This window comes from Thioclava sp. NG1 (assembly GCF_003122275.1).
Lineage (GTDB): Bacteria > Pseudomonadota > Alphaproteobacteria > Rhodobacterales > Rhodobacteraceae > Thioclava > Thioclava nitratireducens.
In genome coordinates, this window is sequence record NZ_QFBB01000004.1 from 66,149 (window position 1) to 82,038 (window position 15,890).

General features: G+C 64.1%; 18 protein-coding genes. 12 read left to right on the forward strand and 6 right to left on the reverse strand.

The genetic code is table 11. From position 1 onward, the window contains the following. Window positions 1–82 precede the first annotated feature (82 nt). Window positions 83–892 (reverse strand): type I methionyl aminopeptidase, encoded by an 810-nt coding sequence (map, locus tag DEM26_RS08510; RefSeq protein WP_075775386.1) that lies wholly within the window; start codon window positions 890–892, stop codon window positions 83–85. A 117-nt stretch (window positions 893–1,009) separates the two neighbouring features. Here map and DEM26_RS08515 point away from each other — a divergent pair, with 117 nt between their 5' ends. Genes DEM26_RS08515 through DEM26_RS08525 form a run of 3 tightly spaced genes read left to right on the forward strand, consistent with a single transcriptional unit; the run spans window position 1,010 to window position 3,413 of the window. After that, the gene (locus DEM26_RS08515; RefSeq protein WP_088725182.1) at window positions 1,010–1,738 is read left to right on the forward strand and encodes a competence/damage-inducible protein A; all 729 of its coding nucleotides are present in this window, start codon (window positions 1,010–1,012) and stop codon (window positions 1,736–1,738) included. Beyond that, window positions 1,735–2,448, forward strand: a complete 714-nt coding sequence (locus DEM26_RS08520; RefSeq protein ID WP_075775384.1) for a GNAT family N-acetyltransferase — start codon at window positions 1,735–1,737, stop codon at window positions 2,446–2,448. The genes DEM26_RS08515 and DEM26_RS08520 overlap by 4 nt, the downstream gene beginning before the upstream one ends. Next, on the forward strand, window positions 2,445–3,413 hold the full coding sequence (locus tag DEM26_RS08525) for an OmpA family protein (protein WP_109172162.1): 969 nt from the start codon (window positions 2,445–2,447) through the stop codon (window positions 3,411–3,413). Before DEM26_RS08520 ends, DEM26_RS08525 begins: the two co-directional genes overlap by 4 nt. Before the next feature lie 42 nt (window positions 3,414–3,455). Here DEM26_RS08525 and DEM26_RS08530 read toward each other — a convergent pair whose 3' ends face one another. Then, window positions 3,456–4,361 (reverse strand): LysR family transcriptional regulator, encoded by a 906-nt coding sequence (locus DEM26_RS08530; protein ID WP_075775383.1) that lies wholly within the window; start codon window positions 4,359–4,361, stop codon window positions 3,456–3,458. Window positions 4,362–4,586: 225 nt separating this feature from the next. Here DEM26_RS08530 and DEM26_RS08535 point away from each other — a divergent pair, with 225 nt between their 5' ends. Continuing rightward, complete coding sequence (locus DEM26_RS08535; RefSeq protein ID WP_109172163.1) at window positions 4,587–6,602, forward strand: NADPH-dependent 2,4-dienoyl-CoA reductase; 2,016 nt, start codon at window positions 4,587–4,589, stop codon at window positions 6,600–6,602. A gap of 120 nt (window positions 6,603–6,722) precedes the next feature. Here DEM26_RS08535 and DEM26_RS08540 read toward each other — a convergent pair whose 3' ends face one another. Genes DEM26_RS08540 through gatC form a run of 4 tightly spaced genes read right to left on the reverse strand, consistent with a single transcriptional unit; the run spans window position 6,723 to window position 9,889 of the window. Beyond that, a complete protein-coding gene (locus DEM26_RS08540) occupies window positions 6,723–7,412 on the reverse strand; it encodes an N-acetylmuramoyl-L-alanine amidase (RefSeq protein WP_075775381.1) in 690 nt (229 codons plus the stop codon). After that, window positions 7,409–8,125 carry a hypothetical protein gene (locus tag DEM26_RS08545; protein WP_075775380.1) on the reverse strand — a complete coding sequence of 239 codons (717 nt, stop codon included), beginning with the start codon at window positions 8,123–8,125 and terminating at the stop codon, window positions 7,409–7,411. Before DEM26_RS08545 ends, DEM26_RS08540 begins: the two co-directional genes overlap by 4 nt. A 1-nt stretch (window position 8,126) precedes the next feature. Then, window positions 8,127–9,605 (reverse strand): Asp-tRNA(Asn)/Glu-tRNA(Gln) amidotransferase subunit GatA, encoded by a 1,479-nt coding sequence (gene gatA, locus DEM26_RS08550; RefSeq protein WP_075775379.1) that lies wholly within the window; start codon window positions 9,603–9,605, stop codon window positions 8,127–8,129. Next, the gene (gatC, locus tag DEM26_RS08555; protein ID WP_075775378.1) at window positions 9,602–9,889 is read right to left on the reverse strand and encodes an Asp-tRNA(Asn)/Glu-tRNA(Gln) amidotransferase subunit GatC; all 288 of its coding nucleotides are present in this window, start codon (window positions 9,887–9,889) and stop codon (window positions 9,602–9,604) included. Before gatC ends, gatA begins: the two co-directional genes overlap by 4 nt. A 181-nt stretch (window positions 9,890–10,070) precedes the next feature. On the opposite strand from gatC, the gene DEM26_RS08560 reads away from it, so the two are divergent. The 8 genes from DEM26_RS08560 (at window position 10,071) to DEM26_RS08595 (ending at window position 15,883) form a co-directional block, all read left to right on the forward strand. Continuing rightward, window positions 10,071–10,763, forward strand: a complete 693-nt coding sequence (locus DEM26_RS08560) for a metal-dependent hydrolase (RefSeq protein WP_075775377.1) — start codon at window positions 10,071–10,073, stop codon at window positions 10,761–10,763. Window positions 10,764–10,850: 87 nt separating this feature from the next. Continuing rightward, a complete protein-coding gene (locus tag DEM26_RS08565; protein ID WP_075775376.1) occupies window positions 10,851–11,219 on the forward strand; it encodes a MerR family transcriptional regulator in 369 nt (122 codons plus the stop codon). A 239-nt stretch (window positions 11,220–11,458) separates the two neighbouring features. Beyond that, window positions 11,459–11,854, forward strand: coding sequence for a MerR family transcriptional regulator (locus tag DEM26_RS08570; RefSeq protein WP_075775375.1), 396 nt, complete (start codon window positions 11,459–11,461; stop codon window positions 11,852–11,854). A gap of 26 nt (window positions 11,855–11,880) precedes the next feature. Beyond that, window positions 11,881–13,656: an acyl-CoA dehydrogenase C-terminal domain-containing protein gene (locus tag DEM26_RS08575; protein ID WP_088719820.1), complete on the forward strand. Its 1,776-nt coding sequence runs from the start codon at window positions 11,881–11,883 to the stop codon at window positions 13,654–13,656. Window positions 13,657–13,821: 165 nt separating this feature from the next. Next, the gene (locus DEM26_RS08580) at window positions 13,822–14,181 is read left to right on the forward strand and encodes a DUF6404 family protein (protein ID WP_075775373.1); all 360 of its coding nucleotides are present in this window, start codon (window positions 13,822–13,824) and stop codon (window positions 14,179–14,181) included. A 115-nt stretch (window positions 14,182–14,296) separates the two neighbouring features. After that, the gene (locus DEM26_RS08585; protein WP_075775372.1) at window positions 14,297–14,509 is read left to right on the forward strand and encodes a hypothetical protein; all 213 of its coding nucleotides are present in this window, start codon (window positions 14,297–14,299) and stop codon (window positions 14,507–14,509) included. Window positions 14,510–14,525: 16 nt separating this feature from the next. After that, window positions 14,526–15,062, forward strand: coding sequence for a hypothetical protein (locus tag DEM26_RS08590; RefSeq protein WP_088723113.1), 537 nt, complete (start codon window positions 14,526–14,528; stop codon window positions 15,060–15,062). Between the two features lie 194 nt (window positions 15,063–15,256). Continuing rightward, window positions 15,257–15,883 carry a glutathione S-transferase family protein gene (locus DEM26_RS08595; protein ID WP_075775370.1) on the forward strand — a complete coding sequence of 209 codons (627 nt, stop codon included), beginning with the start codon at window positions 15,257–15,259 and terminating at the stop codon, window positions 15,881–15,883. Window positions 15,884–15,890: the final 7 nt, after the last annotated feature.

Genomic DNA, 15,890 nt, shown 5'->3' on the forward strand with positions numbered 1-15,890 from the left:
GACGCCCCGGCGAACGCCCGAAGCGCAAACGTAGGGCTTTGACGCAGCCAGCGGGGGCAGCGCCCCCACTAACGCCTGAACCTTAGCGCCAGGTCGGGTGGAAGCGCCCCGCCGGCGAGGTGGTGAAGATCTCGCAGCCATCGGCGGTCACACCCACCGAATGCTCGAACTGCGCCGACAGCGATTTGTCCCGCGTCACGGCGGTCCAATCGTCGGCCAGAACCTTTGTCTCGGGGCGGCCGAGGTTCACCATGGGCTCGATCGTGAAGATCATGCCCTCTTCGAGCATCGCGCCGGTACCCGCGCGCCCGTAATGCAACACGTTCGGCGGCGCGTGGAACACCTTGCCCACGCCGTGACCGCAGAAATCGCGCACCACCGACATGCGGTTGCTTTCGACGAATTTCTGGATCGCGTGGCCGATATCGCCAAAGGTGTTGCCGGGCTTCACCTGCTCGATGCCGACCATCAGCGAGTCATGGGTGACCTGAATCAGACGCTCGGCTTTGCGGCTCAGGTTGCCCGCGACATACATGCGCGAACTGTCCCCGAACCAACCGTCGAGGATCACGGTCACGTCGATATTGATGATATCGCCGTCCTTCAGTTTCTTGTCGCCCGGGATGCCGTGGCAGACGACATGGTTCACCGAGATGCAGCTCGCGTGCTGATAGCCGCGATACCCGATGGTCGCCGAGGTCGCGCCCAACTCGCCCACGCGGCGTTCGATGAAGGCGTCGAGTGCTGCGGTCGTGACCCCCGGCTCCACCAGGTCGGCGACCTCGTCGAGGATCTGCGCCGTCACCTGCGAGGCGGCGCGCATTCCTGCAAAATCGCTCTGATCGTAGATCCGGATCCCGTCCTTCGTGGTGCGGCCCTGAGTATCGTCCAACGGTCTGCTCCTTAAGGGTTTCGGCCTTTAGATAGTCACAAAAGCGGGGCTTGGCCAGTGCCCGGGCTTTTCGCGCCCCGTTCCGCGCCCTATACCAAGTCGAAAGGAGCCTCACAGATGCCAAATCCCACCGCAGCGATCCTGATCATCGGCGATGAAATCCTCTCGGGGCGCACCCGCGAGGGAAACGCGCATTATCTGGCCGGACAGCTGGTCGAGCGCGGAATCACCTGCCGCGAAATCCGCGTGGTGCCGGACGACAATGACGTAATCGTTGCCGCGGTGCGGGAGCTTTCGGCAGCCCATGATCACCTTTTCACCAGTGGCGGGATCGGCCCGACCCATGACGACATCACCGCCGATGCGGTAGCCGAGGCGATGGGCGCCAAGCTCGGCGTGCGCGAGGATGCCAAGGCGATCCTCGCCGCGCATTACGCCGCGCGCGACGCTGAGTTCACCTCCGCGCGCCTGCGAATGGCGCGGATCCCCGACGGGGCCGAGCTGATCGAGAACCCGGTCTCTGCCGCGCCGGGTTTCTCGCTGGGCAATGTCCATGTGATGGCGGGCGTGCCGAACATCTTTCAGGCGATGGTCGAAGGGCTTTTGCCGAAGCTCACCGGCGGCGCGCCGATGCTCTCGCGCAGCCTGCAGGTTCTGCGGGCGGAATCGTCGGTGGCCGACGATCTGCGCGCGCTGGCTGGCCGCTTCCCCGACCTTTCGATCGGTTCTTATCCTTTCGTCCAAGAAGGCCGCTACGGCACCAATCTCGTGCTGCGCGGCACCGATCCCGATCAGGTCGAGGCGGGCTTCGCCGCGCTGAAGGCCGCCTTCCCGGAGGGCACATGATCGACGCCTACGCGATCATCGACGCGACCTGGCCAGCCGCCGAATATCGCCGTGCAGGCGGATTTCTGATCCGCGATGGGCAAGGCGGCGGATCGCGCGTCAGCTGCGCTACGCTGGAAGTCCCGCTGGAGCAGGCCGACATTCCCGCCGCCGAAGCTGCGCATCGCGCTTTGGGCCAGCGTCCGCGCTTCATGATCCGCGCGGGAGACGAGGCGCTCGACGCGGTTCTGGAGGCGCGCGGCTACGAAGCTTATGACCCGGTGCGGATCTGGTCCGCGCCGATTGCAGCGATGCAGGGCGAGGTCCCGCCCGTGACCGCTTTCGCCCATTGGCCGCCGCTGCAGATCGCCCGCGACCTCTGGACCGAGTTGGATGTCGGGCCCGAGCGGCAGGCGATCATGGACCGCGCAGAGGTACCGAAAACCTGCGTTCTGGGCCGCAAGGACGACCGGGCCGCGGGCGTTGCCTATATCGCTCTCTACGAGGACGCGGCGATGCTCCACGCGCTCGCCGTTGCGCCGAAATACCGCCGCATGAGCCTCGCGCGCGAGATGATCTACGAGGGCGCTCGCTGGGCCGTTGAGGCCGGGGCAGAGCGGTTCGAGATGATCACGACGCTCGCCAATGACGCCTCGAACGCCCTCGCCGAGAGCTTCGGCATGGAAGTTCGCGCGCAGTATCACTATCGCCGCGCGCCGGAGGTGGCATGATCCGCCGCGCGCCACTCCTGCTGGCCAGTCTGCTCGCCGCCAGCCTGCCCCACGCTACATGCGCCGCCTCGTTAGATCTGACGTTGCCCGCCGGCGCCACCCAATCCGCGCAGGAAACGAGCCCCGCCACCAGCTACCAATTGGCGGTCGGTCCGTGGCAGGACGGCAAGCTCGAGACCCGCGATCTCGAGGGTGCGCGCTCCGACACGGCCTATCAGCTGCGGGCCAATCAGAATACGACGCTACAGATCCTCGCGCCGCTGCGCGATCAGCTCAGGCAGGCGGGCTACGACATCCTCTATGAGTGCGACACGCAGGCCTGCGGCGGCTTCGATTTTCGCTACGCGCTCGACCTGCTGTCCGAGCCCGCGATGCATGTCGATCTGGGCGATTTCCGCTACATCGCGGCGCGCAAGGATGCCGATTACCTTGGGATCACCGTCTCGCGGTCGTCCGAGTCGGGCTTCATTCAGGTGACCGAGCTGCGGGTGCAGGACGTCACCCCCGCTCGGCCCGACGACCCGCTCGCCGCGCCGCAAACCGCGCCGGTTCTGCCGCGCGCCGATGCCCCGGCCGTCGCCCCCTCCGCGCTTGCGCAGACGCTGGAGGCGCAGGGCTCGGTCGCGCTCGACGATCTCGACTTCCCATCGGGGGCATCCGCGCTCGGCGAGGGCGATTTCGCCTCGCTGCAGGCGCTGGCCGAGTTCCTCAAGGCCAACCCGGATTATCAGGTGATGCTGGTGGGTCATACCGATGCGGTCGGTTCGCTCGCGGCCAATATCGCGCTGTCGAAGAAACGCGCGCAATCGGCACGGCAAAAATTGATCGGCGATTACGGGGTGGCGGCGTCACAGGTCAGCGCCGAGGGGGCGGGCTTCCTCGCCCCGCGCGCAAGCAATCTGACCAAAGAGGGACGTGAGAAAAACAGACGGGTCGAAGCGGTTCTCACCTCGACCCGGAGTTAGCGCCAGCCGGCGGAATGGCCCGGCGCGGGAGGGAGTTCGGTCTCACCAGTTGTCGGGGCCCTTCTCGGCGAAGGTCTTGGCGAGGAAATCGATGAAAGCGCGCACTTTCGGCTGTGTGAAACGCCCCGGCGGATAGATTGCGTAGATGCCCAGCGTTTCCATCGGCAGATCGGGCATCGCTTCTTCCACGAGGCCCTCGCGCATCGCGTCGGCATAGAGGAACGAGGGCAGGTAAGCGATCCCGAGACCGGCCGTCGCGGCATGCAGTAGCGACTGACCGTCATTGACCGTCAGCCAGCCCGCCGAGCGGACCTGACGCCGCTCGCCCGAAGGCGCGGTCAACTTCCAGACATTGCCCGCCGACTGGTTCGAATAATGCAGCAGTTTGTGGTTGTTGAGATCGTCGATCCGCTCGGGGCGGCCGAATTTCTTGAAGTAGTCTGGCGAGGCGATCATCCGGCGCGAAGTCTCGGTCAGCTTGCGCGCGCGCAGGCTCGAATCCTCCAGTTCGCCGACGCGGATCGCCATGTCGAACCCTTCGGAAATAAGTTCGACGTAGCGGTTGTTCAGCACCATATTCACGGTGATTTCGGGGAATTCCTGCAGGAATTCGCCCAGAACGGGAGAGAGAAGGTTCACACCGAAATCGGTGGCGACCGAGATGCGCAGCAGCCCCGAGGGCGCCGTCTGCATCGACGTCACCAGCGCATCGGCCTCGCCCGCATCGTTGAGAACGCGACGCGCGCGGTCGTAATAAGCCAGGCCGATTTCCGTCGGCGAAACGCGACGCGTGGTGCGATTCAGAAGACGTGCACCGAGGCGGGCCTCCAACGCCGAGACATGCTTCGACACAGCCGATTTGGAGATGCCCATCTTCTTGGCTGCATCGGTGAAGCCCCCCTGATCCACAACCGTGGCAAAGGCTTCCATTTCAGTCAGGCGATCCATCCCAAACACCCTTCGGCTTGTAATTTCTGTTTCTTATTTTCCGCTTATCGAGCCGAAATCGGGCGCAATTTAGACTTCGCGGCGACAATACGAGGGTAACAATGGGAGAGAATCCCGCAGGTTGGTGACCTCTGCGAAACGGTGGCGCTTTCGCTCTGACGCCGCGTTTGACGTGACAAGCCTGGCCTTGCGCCGCAGAGTGCGGGCCAAATCAGGGAGGGTTACATGAGCCAATATCCGCATATCTTCACGCCGCTCGATCTGGGCCACGTGACGCTGCCGAACCGCGTGCTGATGGGCTCGATGCACACCAATCTCGAAGAGCGCGGCGACTGGAATGCGGTGGCCGAGTTCTATGCCGAACGCGCGCGCGGCGGTGTCGCGCTGATGGTGACGGGCGGAATGGCCCCTAATAACGAAGGTGGCGTCTTTCCCGGCGCGGCGGGGCTGTTCACCCCCGAGGACATCGCGCATCACAAGATCATCACCGACCGCGTTCACGAAGCGGGCGGCCGCATCGCGATGCAAATCCTGCACGCCGGTCGCTATGCCTATGGCCCCGATTGCGTGGCGCCCTCTGCGATCAAGTCCCCGATCTCGCCTTTCCCGCCGAAAGAGCTCGACGAAGCCGGGATCGAGAAGCAGATCGCCGACATCGCCACCGCCGCCGCACGCGCCCGCGAGGCGGGTTATGACGGCGTCGAGGTGATGGGCTCCGAGGGCTATTTCCTCAACCAGTTCCTCGTGCGCCACACCAACAAGCGCGAAGACGGTTGGGGCGGCTCGTTCGAGAACCGGATGCGCCTGCCCGTCGAAGTGGTCAAGCGCGTGCGCGAAGCGGTCGGCCCCGATTTCATCGTGATCTTCCGCATCTCGCTGATCGACCTGATCCCCGACGGCTCGACCTGGGAAGAGGTCGTCACCCTCGCGAAAGCCGTCGAGGCAGCGGGCGCCACGATGCTCAACACCGGCATCGGCTGGCACGAGGCGCGGGTGCCGACCATCGTGACGTCGGTGCCGCGGGCGGCCTTCACCTGGCTCACTGGGCGGCTCAAGCCCGAGGTCTCGATCCCGGTCATCACGTCCAATCGCATCAACACGCCTGAAGTCGCCGAAGAGGTGCTGGGCGACGGCTGCGCCGACATGGTGTCGATGGCGCGCCCCTTCCTCGCCGATGCGGATTTCGTGGTGAAGGCGAAAGAGGGCCGCGCCGCCGAGATCGCACCCTGCATCGCCTGCAATCAGGCCTGTCTGGACCACACCTTCCAGGGCAAGGTCTCGAGCTGCCTCGTGAATCCGCGCGCCGCGCATGAGACCGAGATCGTCATCACCAAGACCGAGGCGCCGAAATCCGTCGCCGTCGTCGGCGCGGGCCCGGCGGGCCTGTCTGCCGCGATCACCGCGGGCGAGCGGGGCCATGCCGTGACGCTGTTCGACCGCGCCTCTGAACTCGGCGGGCAGCTGACCATGGCGCGCGCGATCCCCGGCAAGGAGGAATTCCACGGGCTCACCGACTGGTTCAAGACCATGATCGAGAAGACCGGCGTGACGGTGAAGCTGGAGACCGAGGCCACGCCCGATCTCCTCGCCCCCTTCGACGAGATCGTCATCGCAACCGGCGTGCAGCCGCGCGACCCGGAAATCCCGATCGAGGGCGGGCAGGTCGTGACTTATATCGACATCCTCAAGGGCCGCATCACCGCCGGCAAGCGCGTCGCGGTGATCGGCGCGGGCGGCATCGGATTCGATGTGGCCGAATTCCTGACCGTCACCGATAGCCCGACCCTCGATCTGGAAGAATGGAAGCGCGAATGGGGCGTCGGCGATCCGGCGCAGACGCCGGGCGGGTTGACGAAGCCCGAGCCCGAAGCCCCAGCCCGCGAAGTGACGCTACTGCAGCGCAAGAAGGAAAAGCTCGGCCGCCGCCTCGGCAAGACCACGGGCTGGGTTCACCGCGCGGCGCTGCATATGAAGGACGTGAAAATGATCGGCGGCGTGAATTACGAGAAGATCACCGCCGAGGGGCTGCATGTCACTTTTGGCGAGGCGCGCGAGAACCCGACGCTGATCGAGGCCGATACGGTGGTGCTCTGCGCGGGCCAACTCTCGGACCGCTCGCTGGCCGAACAGCTGATCGCGGCGGGTCGCAGCCCGCATGTGATCGGCGGCGCGGATGTGGCGGCGGAACTCGACGCGAAGCGCGCCATCGATCAGGGCACCCGGCTCGCCGCCGCGCTCTGATCAACTCTTCGGATTGGAAGAAATATCCCGGGGGGCTCGCATCGCGAGCGGGGGCAGAGCCCCCTCCGTCTTCAAATCTGTCGCCGTCCGGCGACCGGGGGGCAGAGCCCGCTCCCGGCCTCAGCTTGATCGCCACGCCCCGCCATCTGCGCCAAAGCGGCTCGCCAGATCGGCGACCAGCGCCATGTCCACCGCATCCAGCGGCCCCTCATGGCGCGGGCGGAAGCGCAGGCGGAAGGCTGGCAGGATCGTCGCGAGCGGCGCTTCCGGGTAGCCAAGGCTCGAGGCCAGTGCGAGGAAACTCTCGGGATCGACCGCGGGCGCAGCAGCGCCCCGCTCCGGCCAGATCGCCAGGCCCTGCCGCGCGAGGCGCTGCCAGTCGAAGCGCGGGCCCGGGTCGATCTTGCGCTCGGGCGCGAAATCCGAATGGCCAATGACGTTCTCGGGTGCAATTGCCCAGCGGCGCATGATCTGCGGAAGCAGCTCTTCCAGCGCGGCCATCAGCGGCTCGGGGAACGGACGATCGCCCTCGTTGTCCAGTTCGATACCGATCGAGCGCGAATTCACATCGCCCAGCCCCTGCCAGCTTCCCAAGCCCGCATGCCAGGCGCGCATCTCCTCTGGGACGAGCTGCTCGACCGAGCCATCACGCCCGATCAGCCAATGCGCGGAGACCTCCGCCTCGGGCAGGCAAAGGCGCGTCCGCGCGGCCTCGCAGGACCACATCGCGGTGTAATGGATAATGATCAGTTCCGGCACCGCCCCCTCGCGGCGCGGGCCGTAATTGGGCGAGGGCCAGTCGGCGCTCACTGGCGCGCGGTCTGGAACGGCGTCGGATCCCAGTCGCAGGCGAAACCGTCGCCATCGGGATCGAGGTTCAGCCGGTCTTTCTGCGGCCCGCCTGCGGAGAGGAAGGCGCGTTGCGCCTGATCGGCAGAGACGTATTTCGCGCAGGCCTTGCTCGACGAGGTCAGCTTGATGCCCGAGCGCTTGTAGACCGAGTCGCCCGGACGGTTGGACACCGATAGCGCATAGGCAGCGAGGTTCGGCCCCGAGCTGTCCTGATTGCTGATCGTGTTCTGCGCGGGCGCGCTGCTCGACGCGGTGGTGTCGAAGTTCGGCGAGCTGGCCATGGTGCTGGAACCGGCAGTGCTGTTCGACGCGTCGGTCTCCTGCAGCGCGGCCATCGCATCTGCCCCGATCGCGGCGCCGCTATTGTCGCTGCTGTCGGAGCTGGAGGTCGAAGGATTGTCGCCGATGGTGCCGCCCGCATCGATGGTCGGTGCGGAAAGCGCGTTGGTCGTGCCGGGCGTCGCCGTGCCGGTCGCGTTCAGCGGCGCGCCGGGCGCATCGGGGTTGGTCGAGCCGTTGTCGGTCGGCAGGACGCTTTGTGCCGAAGGCGGCACGATGGGCTGGCCGCGCAGTTCGGCCTCGCGACGGGCTTCGGGGCCGCTGTCGGGAATCGAAGAGATACAGCCCGAGAGGGCCAGAACGCCGCCGAGGATCGCGAGTGCCTGTTTCATGTTACCACCATTTCTCCGGTTTGGCCGAGAAGCCCGCGGCCTGTTCGAGGACGTGGGCGTGGTTCAGCAGATCGCCCTCTTCCCAGGGCCGCCCGATGAGTTGCAGCCCCAGCGGAAGGCCCTTGCTGTCCAGCCCGCACGGCACCGAAACGCCGGGAAGGCCTGCAAGGTTCACCGTCACGGTGAACACATCTTGCATATACATCTCGACCGGATCGGCGCCGTCCATCTCGCCCAGACCGAAAGCGGCAGACGGGGTGGCAGGCGTCAGGATCGAATCGATGCCCTGCGCGAAAACTTCTTCGAAGTCGCGCTTGATCAAGGCGCGCACTTTCCGGGCGCGGTTGTAATAGGCGTCATAGAAGCCTGCCGACAACACATAGGTGCCGATCATCACGCGACGCTGCACCTCGGGGCCGAAGCCTTCGGCGCGGGTCTTCTCGTACATGTCGACGATGCCCTCGCCTGCCGCGAGCTTGGCGCGGTGGCCGTAGCGCACGCCATCATAGCGCGCGAGGTTCGACGAGGCTTCCGCGGGAGCCACGACGTAATAGGCGGGCAGCGCGTATTTCGTATGGGGCAGCGAGATATCGACGATCTCGGCCCCCGCATCTTTCATCATCGCGATGCCGTCGTCCCAGAGCTTCTGGATCTCGGCGGGCATACCATCGATGCGGTATTCTTTCGGGATACCAATCTTCTTGCCGCGAATGTCGCCGGTCAGCGCGGCCTCGAAATCCGGGACCGGAATATCGGCGGAGGTCGAATCCTTCGGATCGTGCGAGCACATCGTGCCAAGCATGATCGCCGCGTCGCGCACCGATTTGGTCATCGGACCCGCCTGATCAAGCGAAGAGGCGAAGGCCACCACACCCCAGCGAGAGACCCGGCCATAGGTCGGCTTGATGCCGACGATGCCGGTGAAGGCGGCGGGCTGGCGGATCGAGCCGCCGGTATCCGTGCCGGTCGCGGCAAGGCACAGGTCGGCAGCCACAGCCGCGGCCGAACCGCCCGAAGACCCGCCCGGGGTCAGTTTCCGGTCATCGATCTTCCAGGGGTTCACCGCCGGGCCGTAGCAGGCGGTCTCGTTCGACGAGCCCATCGCGAATTCGTCCATCGACAGCTTGCCGAGCATCACCGCGCCCGCGTCCCACAGGTTCTGCGTGACGGTGGATTCGTATTCCGGCTTGAACCCGTCGAGGATGTTCGACGCGGCCTGCGTCGCCACGCCCTTGGTCGCGAAAAGATCCTTGATCCCCAGCGGGATGCCGCACATCGCGGGCGCGTCGCCCGACTTGATGCGCGCATCGGCGGCCTTGGCCTGCTCCAGCGCGATCTCAGGGGTCTTGTGCACGTAGGCATTCAGCGCGCCTGCGCCTTCGATTTCGCCCAGGCAGGCCTCGGTCAGCTCGACCGAAGTCACATCGCCCTTCTTGAGCGCATCGCGCGCGTCGGCAATCGTCAGTTTGTTCAGGCTCATTCGACCACCTTCGGCACGGCAAAGAAGCCCTCGCGGGCATCGGGGGCGTTCTTGAGGATTTTCTCGGGATAACCGCCATCGGTCACCTCGTCGACGCGGCGCTTGAGGCGCATCGGCGTCACGGAGGTCATCGGCTCGACGCCCTCAACGTCGACCTCGTTGAGCTGCTCCATGAAGGTCAGGATGCTGGAGAGTTCCTGCGCGAGCTCGGGCAGATGGTCTTCGGGCACCCGGATCCGGGCCAGATGCGCCACTTTGCGGGCGGTGTCGATATCGATGGACATGTGCTTCTCCGCTTGTCTTGGAAGGCGGTTTAGCCCGAGCCACTGGGGCTTTCAAGCGCCGCGCCCCGGCATCGGCGCGCCCCTGCCCTGTCCCACGCGAATTTGCGCGCTAATCTTGGAACATGCGCAGGGCTTATACGTCACCCTGTCACAACCGAAGTGCCTAACGGAGGAAATCCATATGAAACTCATCTGGCTCGGCCATTCCGGCTTCCGCATCGAAACCGGCGACGCCGTGATCCTGCTCGATCCGTTCCTCACCGGCTCGCCGGTCTTTCCCGACGACAAGCGCGGCGAGGCGATCGAGGGTGCGACGCATCTGCTGCTGACCCACGGCCACGGCGATCACGCTTCGGACGCGGTGCCGATCGCGAAGGAACTGGATATCCCGATCTACTGCATCCACGAGCTGTCGATCATGCTCGGTGCCGAGGGGGCCGAGACGGTCGGTTTCGGCAAAGGCGGCACGGTCGATCTGGGCGGTGTGAAGGTCACGATGGTGAACGCGACCCATTCCGCCTCGGTCGATTACAAGGACGGCAACCCGGCCTATGCGGGCCAGCCCGCGGGCTTCATGATCGAGGCCGAGGGCCACACGATCTACGTCAGCGGCGATACCGACATCATGGCCGACATGGACTGGATGGGTGAACTGCACAATCCCGATATCGGCATCCTCGCGGCGGGCGGCCATTTCACGATGGACATGAAGCGCGCGGCCTGGGCGTCGAAGAAGTATTTCAACTTCAAGACGGTCATACCCTGCCACTACAAGACCTTCGATGCGCTGGAGCAATCCGCGCAGGCGCTGATCGACGGTCTGCCGGGGGTGGATGTCATCGAACCCGAGATGCTCAAAGCGATCGAAATATAAGCTGCAGCCCGCCGGGCGAGGGCTGGCTTTGCTTGCAGCCTGAAGCCCGGCGCGCTAGCTTCTCGCCCGGATCGGGAGGCCGAATAGATGTCAGACTTACTGTCCTTCAAGGAGATGTGCGAGCGGTTCGACGTGACCCCGCGCACGCTGCGCTATTACGAGTATATCGAGCTTCTCAATCCCCAGAAGGAAGGCCGCTCGCGCTATTACGGCCCGCGCGAAATCGCGCGGATGACGTTGATCTTGCGCGGGCGTCGATTTGGCTTCTCGCTCGAGGAGTTGCGCCAATGGCTGCTGATCTATGATCAGCAAGGCACCGAAGAGCAGAACCGCGTCTGGGTCGAACTGGCCGACCGGCAGCTTGACGTGCTGACGCGACAACGCGAAGAATTGGACGCGGCAATCGACGACCTCCGACAATTGCGTGATCAGGTTCAGGACACTCTTGATTCTTGAGCCTGAAATGCATTCCTTAACGTCAGCGAGGTCGTGTGAACGCCTTGTGAGCTTGACGATTATGGCCAGTTTCGACGAAAGAAACTTGCTTTACCGTACGGTAAAAATTCCCTGACATTACGTCATTGGATTCGTGACGCCACGTTACGGTGACGCGAACGTAAAGAAGTCTTGTATTGTGACTGCGGACAGACGATCTGCCGCGTCGCATTACGCAAAGGAAACGCGAGGCAGAGAGTATGACCGACACAGTAATGACGATCCGCGAGATGTGCGATGCCTTCGAGGTGACCCCGCGCACCCTGCGGTTCTACGAAAGCAAGGAGTTGCTGTTTCCCATTCGCGAGGGACAGAAACGGCTGTTTACGCGGCGCGACCGCGCCCGGCTAAAACTGATCCTGCGCGGCAAACGTTTCGGGTTTTCGCTGGAGGATATCCGCCAGCTGCTGGACCTCTACGAGATGGGCGACAAGCAGAAGACGCAGCTGAACGAGACGATCAAGCTCGCACAGCAACGTCTGGAGGAAATGACGCGCCAACGCGAGGAACTGGGTCAGGCGATCGACGAACTGGCCAGTCAGATCGAGTGGGCGGAGAAGGAACTGGAGAAGGCGCGCCACGACGACGCGGCCTGATCCGCGACGACTAAAGGGAGCGAACCATGTCGAGCTTTATCGCCAACACCAAAGACATGCAGTTTGTGCTGCATGACCTGCTCAAGGTTTCGGATTCGGACGTGCCGGGTTACGAAGAAATGGACCGCGACTTCACCGAGGCCGTTCTCGACGCTGCGGGCAAGGTCTCGTCGGAGGTGCTGGCCCCGCTGAACGAGGTGGGCGACAAGGAAGGCTGCGTGCTCGAAAACGGCGTGGTCCGCACGCCCAAAGGGTTCGACAAGGCATTCGAGGCAATGAAAGAGGGCGGCTGGACCGCGCTCGACTGCGATCCTGAATTCGGCGGTCAGGGCATGCCCTACCTGCTGAACTGCGCGGTGGGCGAGATGTTCGTCTCGGCCAACATGGCCTTCAACATGTACCAGGGCCTGACCCACGGCGCCTATTCGGCGATCCACACCCACGGCACGGACGAGCAGAAGCAGACCTATCTGCCGAAGATGGTCACCTGCGACTGGACCGGCACGATGAACCTGACGGAGCCCCATTGCGGGACCGATCTGGGTCTCATGCGCACCAAGGCCGAGCCGCAGGATGATGGCTCCTACGCGATCACCGGCACCAAGATCTTCATCTCGGCGGGCGATCATGACCTGTCGGATAACGTGATCCACCTCGTGCTGGCGAAAGCGCCGGGCGGTGGCGAAGGCACCAAGGGCGTCTCGCTCTTCATCGTGCCGAAATTCCTCGTCAACGAGGACGGCTCGCTGGGCGAGCGCAACTCGCTCTCGGTCGGCAAGCTCGAAGAGAAGATGGGCATCCACGGCAACGCGACCTGCGTCATGAACTACGACGGCGCGAAGGGCTGGCTGCTGGGCGATCTCCACAAGGGGATGCGCGCGATGTTCACCATGATGAACGAAGCGCGTCTCGGCGTCGGCCTTCAGGGCTATGCCGTGGCCGAAGCCGCCTATCAGGAAGCCGTGGCTTACGCGAAGGACCGCATTCAGGGTCGCGATGTGACCGGTGTGAAGGCGCCCGAGAAGGCCGCCGATCCGATCATCGTGCACCCGGACGTGCGCCGGATGCTGATGGACCAGAAGAGCTTCGTAGAGGGCGCCCGCGCCTTCACCTTCTGGGGCGCGCATCTGATCGACCGCTCCCATGCGCTCAACGACGCCGAAGCCGAAGGTCTGATCTCGCTGATGACCCCGGTCATCAAGGGCTTCCTTACCGACAAGGGCTTCGAGACCGCCGTCTCCGCGCAGCAGGTCTTCGGTGGCCACGGCTATACCGAAGACTGGCCGATGTCGCAGCATGTGCGCGACGCGCGCATCGCGATGATCTACGAGGGCGCCAACGGCATTCAGGCACTCGACCTCGTGGGCCGCAAGCTCGCAGCCGACGGTGGCAAGCACGTCATGGCCTTCTTCGAGATGGTCAAGGCAGAGTGCAAGTCGCATGACGACGATGAGCGGATGAAGCCCTTCACCGATGCGCTGAAGAACGCCTCCAAACAGCTTCAGACCGCGGGCATGTTCTTCATGCAGAACGGCATGAAAAACCCGAACGCGGCGCTGTCGGGCAGCTATGACTTCATGCACCTGATGGGCCACGTCTGCCTCGGCCTGATGTGGACGCGGATGGCGAAAGCCGCCTTCACTGCGCTCGACAACGGGGCGTCGGACACCGCCTTCTACGAAGGCAAGATCGCGACGGGCCGCTACTACATGGCGCGTCAGCTTCCGGCCTGCGCCATGCATCTGGCGCGGATCGAGAGCGGTGCGGACCCGGTCATGGCGCTGACCGACGACCAGTTCTGAGACGAACGGATCAAACGAAAATGAACGGCGGGCCTCGGCCCGCCGTTTCAATTTTCGATCACCGCCATGTCAGGCGAAGTGTAGCGCCGGGCGATTGTTTTGCGGCCATGCAGGTCTAACCTCGGAATCTCAACCGAGACACGATTCCCGCCGAGCCCCGCCGCCATGTATCTCAATAACGCAGAAACCCACCGCCGATACGATGCCGCGCTCGCAGAGCTGCGGGCGCGGGGCGTGTTCCGCTCGACCCGTCCTTCCATGGGCGCGCGGGTACTGCATTGGCTGGGCTTCGAGCCGCGCCCGATTCCCTATCTCGACTGGAAGCAGAACCTGCTGATCTTCGGCGCCGGGTTCGCGGTGGCGCAGCTCCTCGTGGATCATCTGCTGAGCGCGACGGAGGGCATGTCCTACGCGCCGCATCTGGTAACGCTGGTGATCTCGGCGCTCGCCTTCGGGGCGCTGATGGCGCTGTGGCAGATCCACCGCAAGAACAAGCTCGGGCTGAGCGATTGGGACGACCTCTAGGCGCGGTCCCGATGCTTGGCTTCGGAGCAAGGGCGGTCTGGCCAGCGCGCAGGTTTCTTCCTAAGCTGCGCGCAACCTGACGCGCCTTCCCGCGCTACATTGCCCCGGAGCCTGAATGCCCAAACGACTGCGCCTGACCCGTCGCTTTCCCGTCGCCATGACCAATGACGCCTATCGCAGCCTCAACCGCTTCGCGCAGGAGGCGGAAATCACGCCCGACGAGGCGCTGACCTTCCTGTTCGAGCATTTCAACTCCGTCACCCACGAGGAAAATCTCAACCACCGCCTGCGGCTGTTCAAGGCCGAGCTTGGCGAGCGCAAAGCCTGATTTCGAAAGGACATCCATGACCCGCCTGTCTCTCGCTTTCGCTGTCGCATCCCTTGCCGTCTCGGCCCTGCCCGCCTTTGCCTTCGACTCCGCCGACCGCAACGCTGTCACGCAGGAGGTCGCGGGCTTCACCAAGGCGGTGGAAGAGAAGGACTACTCGGTCTTCTTCGACACGGTGCCGCCGAAGATGATGCAGGCCATCGCGGATCAGACGGGCGTACCGAAAGAACAGCTCGAAGAGATCATGCGCAAGCAAATCAACGACGCGATGGCCTCGGTCACGATCGACGAGTTCGAGATGAACACCAACGAAATGAAAACCGGCGAGACGTCTTCGGGCCGGGCCTATGCGCAGATTCCGACATCGACGGTGATGGAGGTGCCCGATATGGGCAAGGTGCGCTCGACCAATACCACGCTGGCGCTGCAGGATGGCGAGGAATGGTATCTTGTGCGCATCGACAGCCCGGCGCAGATCGCAGTATTGCGCAAGGTGTATCCCGATTTCGAGGGAATCGAGTTTCCCAAGGGAACGATGCAGGCGGTGCGCTAACCGCGCCGCTCCTCTCGCTTTTTCCGTGCTTTCCGTTCACGTCCGTTCACCTCTTGCAACGGAACGTCACCCTCTCCCTCGCGTTGGACGCAACGTCGTGATCGAATGACGTTGCGGCGGAATGCCCACGAGGGGCTTACGTTCGCGTCACTTAGGGGCCAGATTGGCATCGTGATCAGGGAGGACCGCAACGAATGGCGGCACAACTTTATTGCTTCGGAGAGTCGGGGAACGCTTACAAGGCGGCGCTGACGATGGAATTGGCGGGCTACGACTGGGAGCCGGTCTATGTCGATTTCTTCAACGGCGAGGCGCGCAGCGCCGAATACCAGGCGCTGAACGAAATGGCCGAGGCGCCCGTCTTCAAAGAGGGCGACCTGACCCTGTCGCAATCCTGCGTCATCCAACTTCACATCGCGGAGCAGACCGGCAAATTCCTCGCCGAGGACCGCAACGAAATGCTGCGCTGGATGTTCTGGGATGCGCAGAAAGGCTCGGGCCAGCAAGGCGGGTTGCGCTTCCTGATGAACTTCCTGCCCGAAGACAAGCGTCCGCAAGAGGCGATCGGCTGGCTCAAGGGCCGCGTGCTGACCGCGATCAAGACGCTGGAGAAACACATGGAGGGTCGCGACTGGGTCGTCGGCGACCAGCCCAGCTTGGCCGATTTCGCCTGCTGCGGCTATCTCTACTACCCCGAGCCCTTTGGGTTCGACCGCAAGGAATTCCCCAATATCGACCGTTGGCTGGATGGCATTGCTGCCCTGCCCGGTTGGAAACACCCCTATGATTTGATGCCCGGCAATCCTTCCGACCGGGCGTGAGGAGGAA

Coding starts and splice junctions, on each gene's coding strand:
- DEM26_RS08515 (WP_088725182.1), top strand. CDS start 1,010: ATGCCAAATCCCACCGCAGCGATCCTGATCATCGGCGATGAAATCCTC.
- DEM26_RS08570 (WP_075775375.1), top strand. CDS start 11,459: ATGACCGACACAGTAATGACGATCCGCGAGATGTGCGATGCCTTCGAG.
- DEM26_RS08535 (WP_109172163.1), top strand. CDS start 4,587: ATGAGCCAATATCCGCATATCTTCACGCCGCTCGATCTGGGCCACGTG.
- DEM26_RS08565 (WP_075775376.1), top strand. CDS start 10,851: ATGTCAGACTTACTGTCCTTCAAGGAGATGTGCGAGCGGTTCGACGTG.
- DEM26_RS08545 (WP_075775380.1), bottom strand. CDS start 8,125: ATGAAACAGGCACTCGCGATCCTCGGCGGCGTTCTGGCCCTCTCGGGC.
- DEM26_RS08560 (WP_075775377.1), top strand. CDS start 10,071: ATGAAACTCATCTGGCTCGGCCATTCCGGCTTCCGCATCGAAACCGGC.
- DEM26_RS08585 (WP_075775372.1), top strand. CDS start 14,297: ATGCCCAAACGACTGCGCCTGACCCGTCGCTTTCCCGTCGCCATGACC.
- DEM26_RS08590 (WP_088723113.1), top strand. CDS start 14,526: ATGACCCGCCTGTCTCTCGCTTTCGCTGTCGCATCCCTTGCCGTCTCG.
- DEM26_RS08525 (WP_109172162.1), top strand. CDS start 2,445: ATGATCCGCCGCGCGCCACTCCTGCTGGCCAGTCTGCTCGCCGCCAGC.
- DEM26_RS08580 (WP_075775373.1), top strand. CDS start 13,822: ATGTATCTCAATAACGCAGAAACCCACCGCCGATACGATGCCGCGCTC.
- gatC (WP_075775378.1), bottom strand. CDS start 9,889: ATGTCCATCGATATCGACACCGCCCGCAAAGTGGCGCATCTGGCCCGG.
- DEM26_RS08530 (WP_075775383.1), bottom strand. CDS start 4,361: ATGGATCGCCTGACTGAAATGGAAGCCTTTGCCACGGTTGTGGATCAG.
- DEM26_RS08520 (WP_075775384.1), top strand. CDS start 1,735: ATGATCGACGCCTACGCGATCATCGACGCGACCTGGCCAGCCGCCGAA.
- gatA (WP_075775379.1), bottom strand. CDS start 9,605: ATGAGCCTGAACAAACTGACGATTGCCGACGCGCGCGATGCGCTCAAG.
- DEM26_RS08595 (WP_075775370.1), top strand. CDS start 15,257: ATGGCGGCACAACTTTATTGCTTCGGAGAGTCGGGGAACGCTTACAAG.
- DEM26_RS08575 (WP_088719820.1), top strand. CDS start 11,881: ATGTCGAGCTTTATCGCCAACACCAAAGACATGCAGTTTGTGCTGCAT.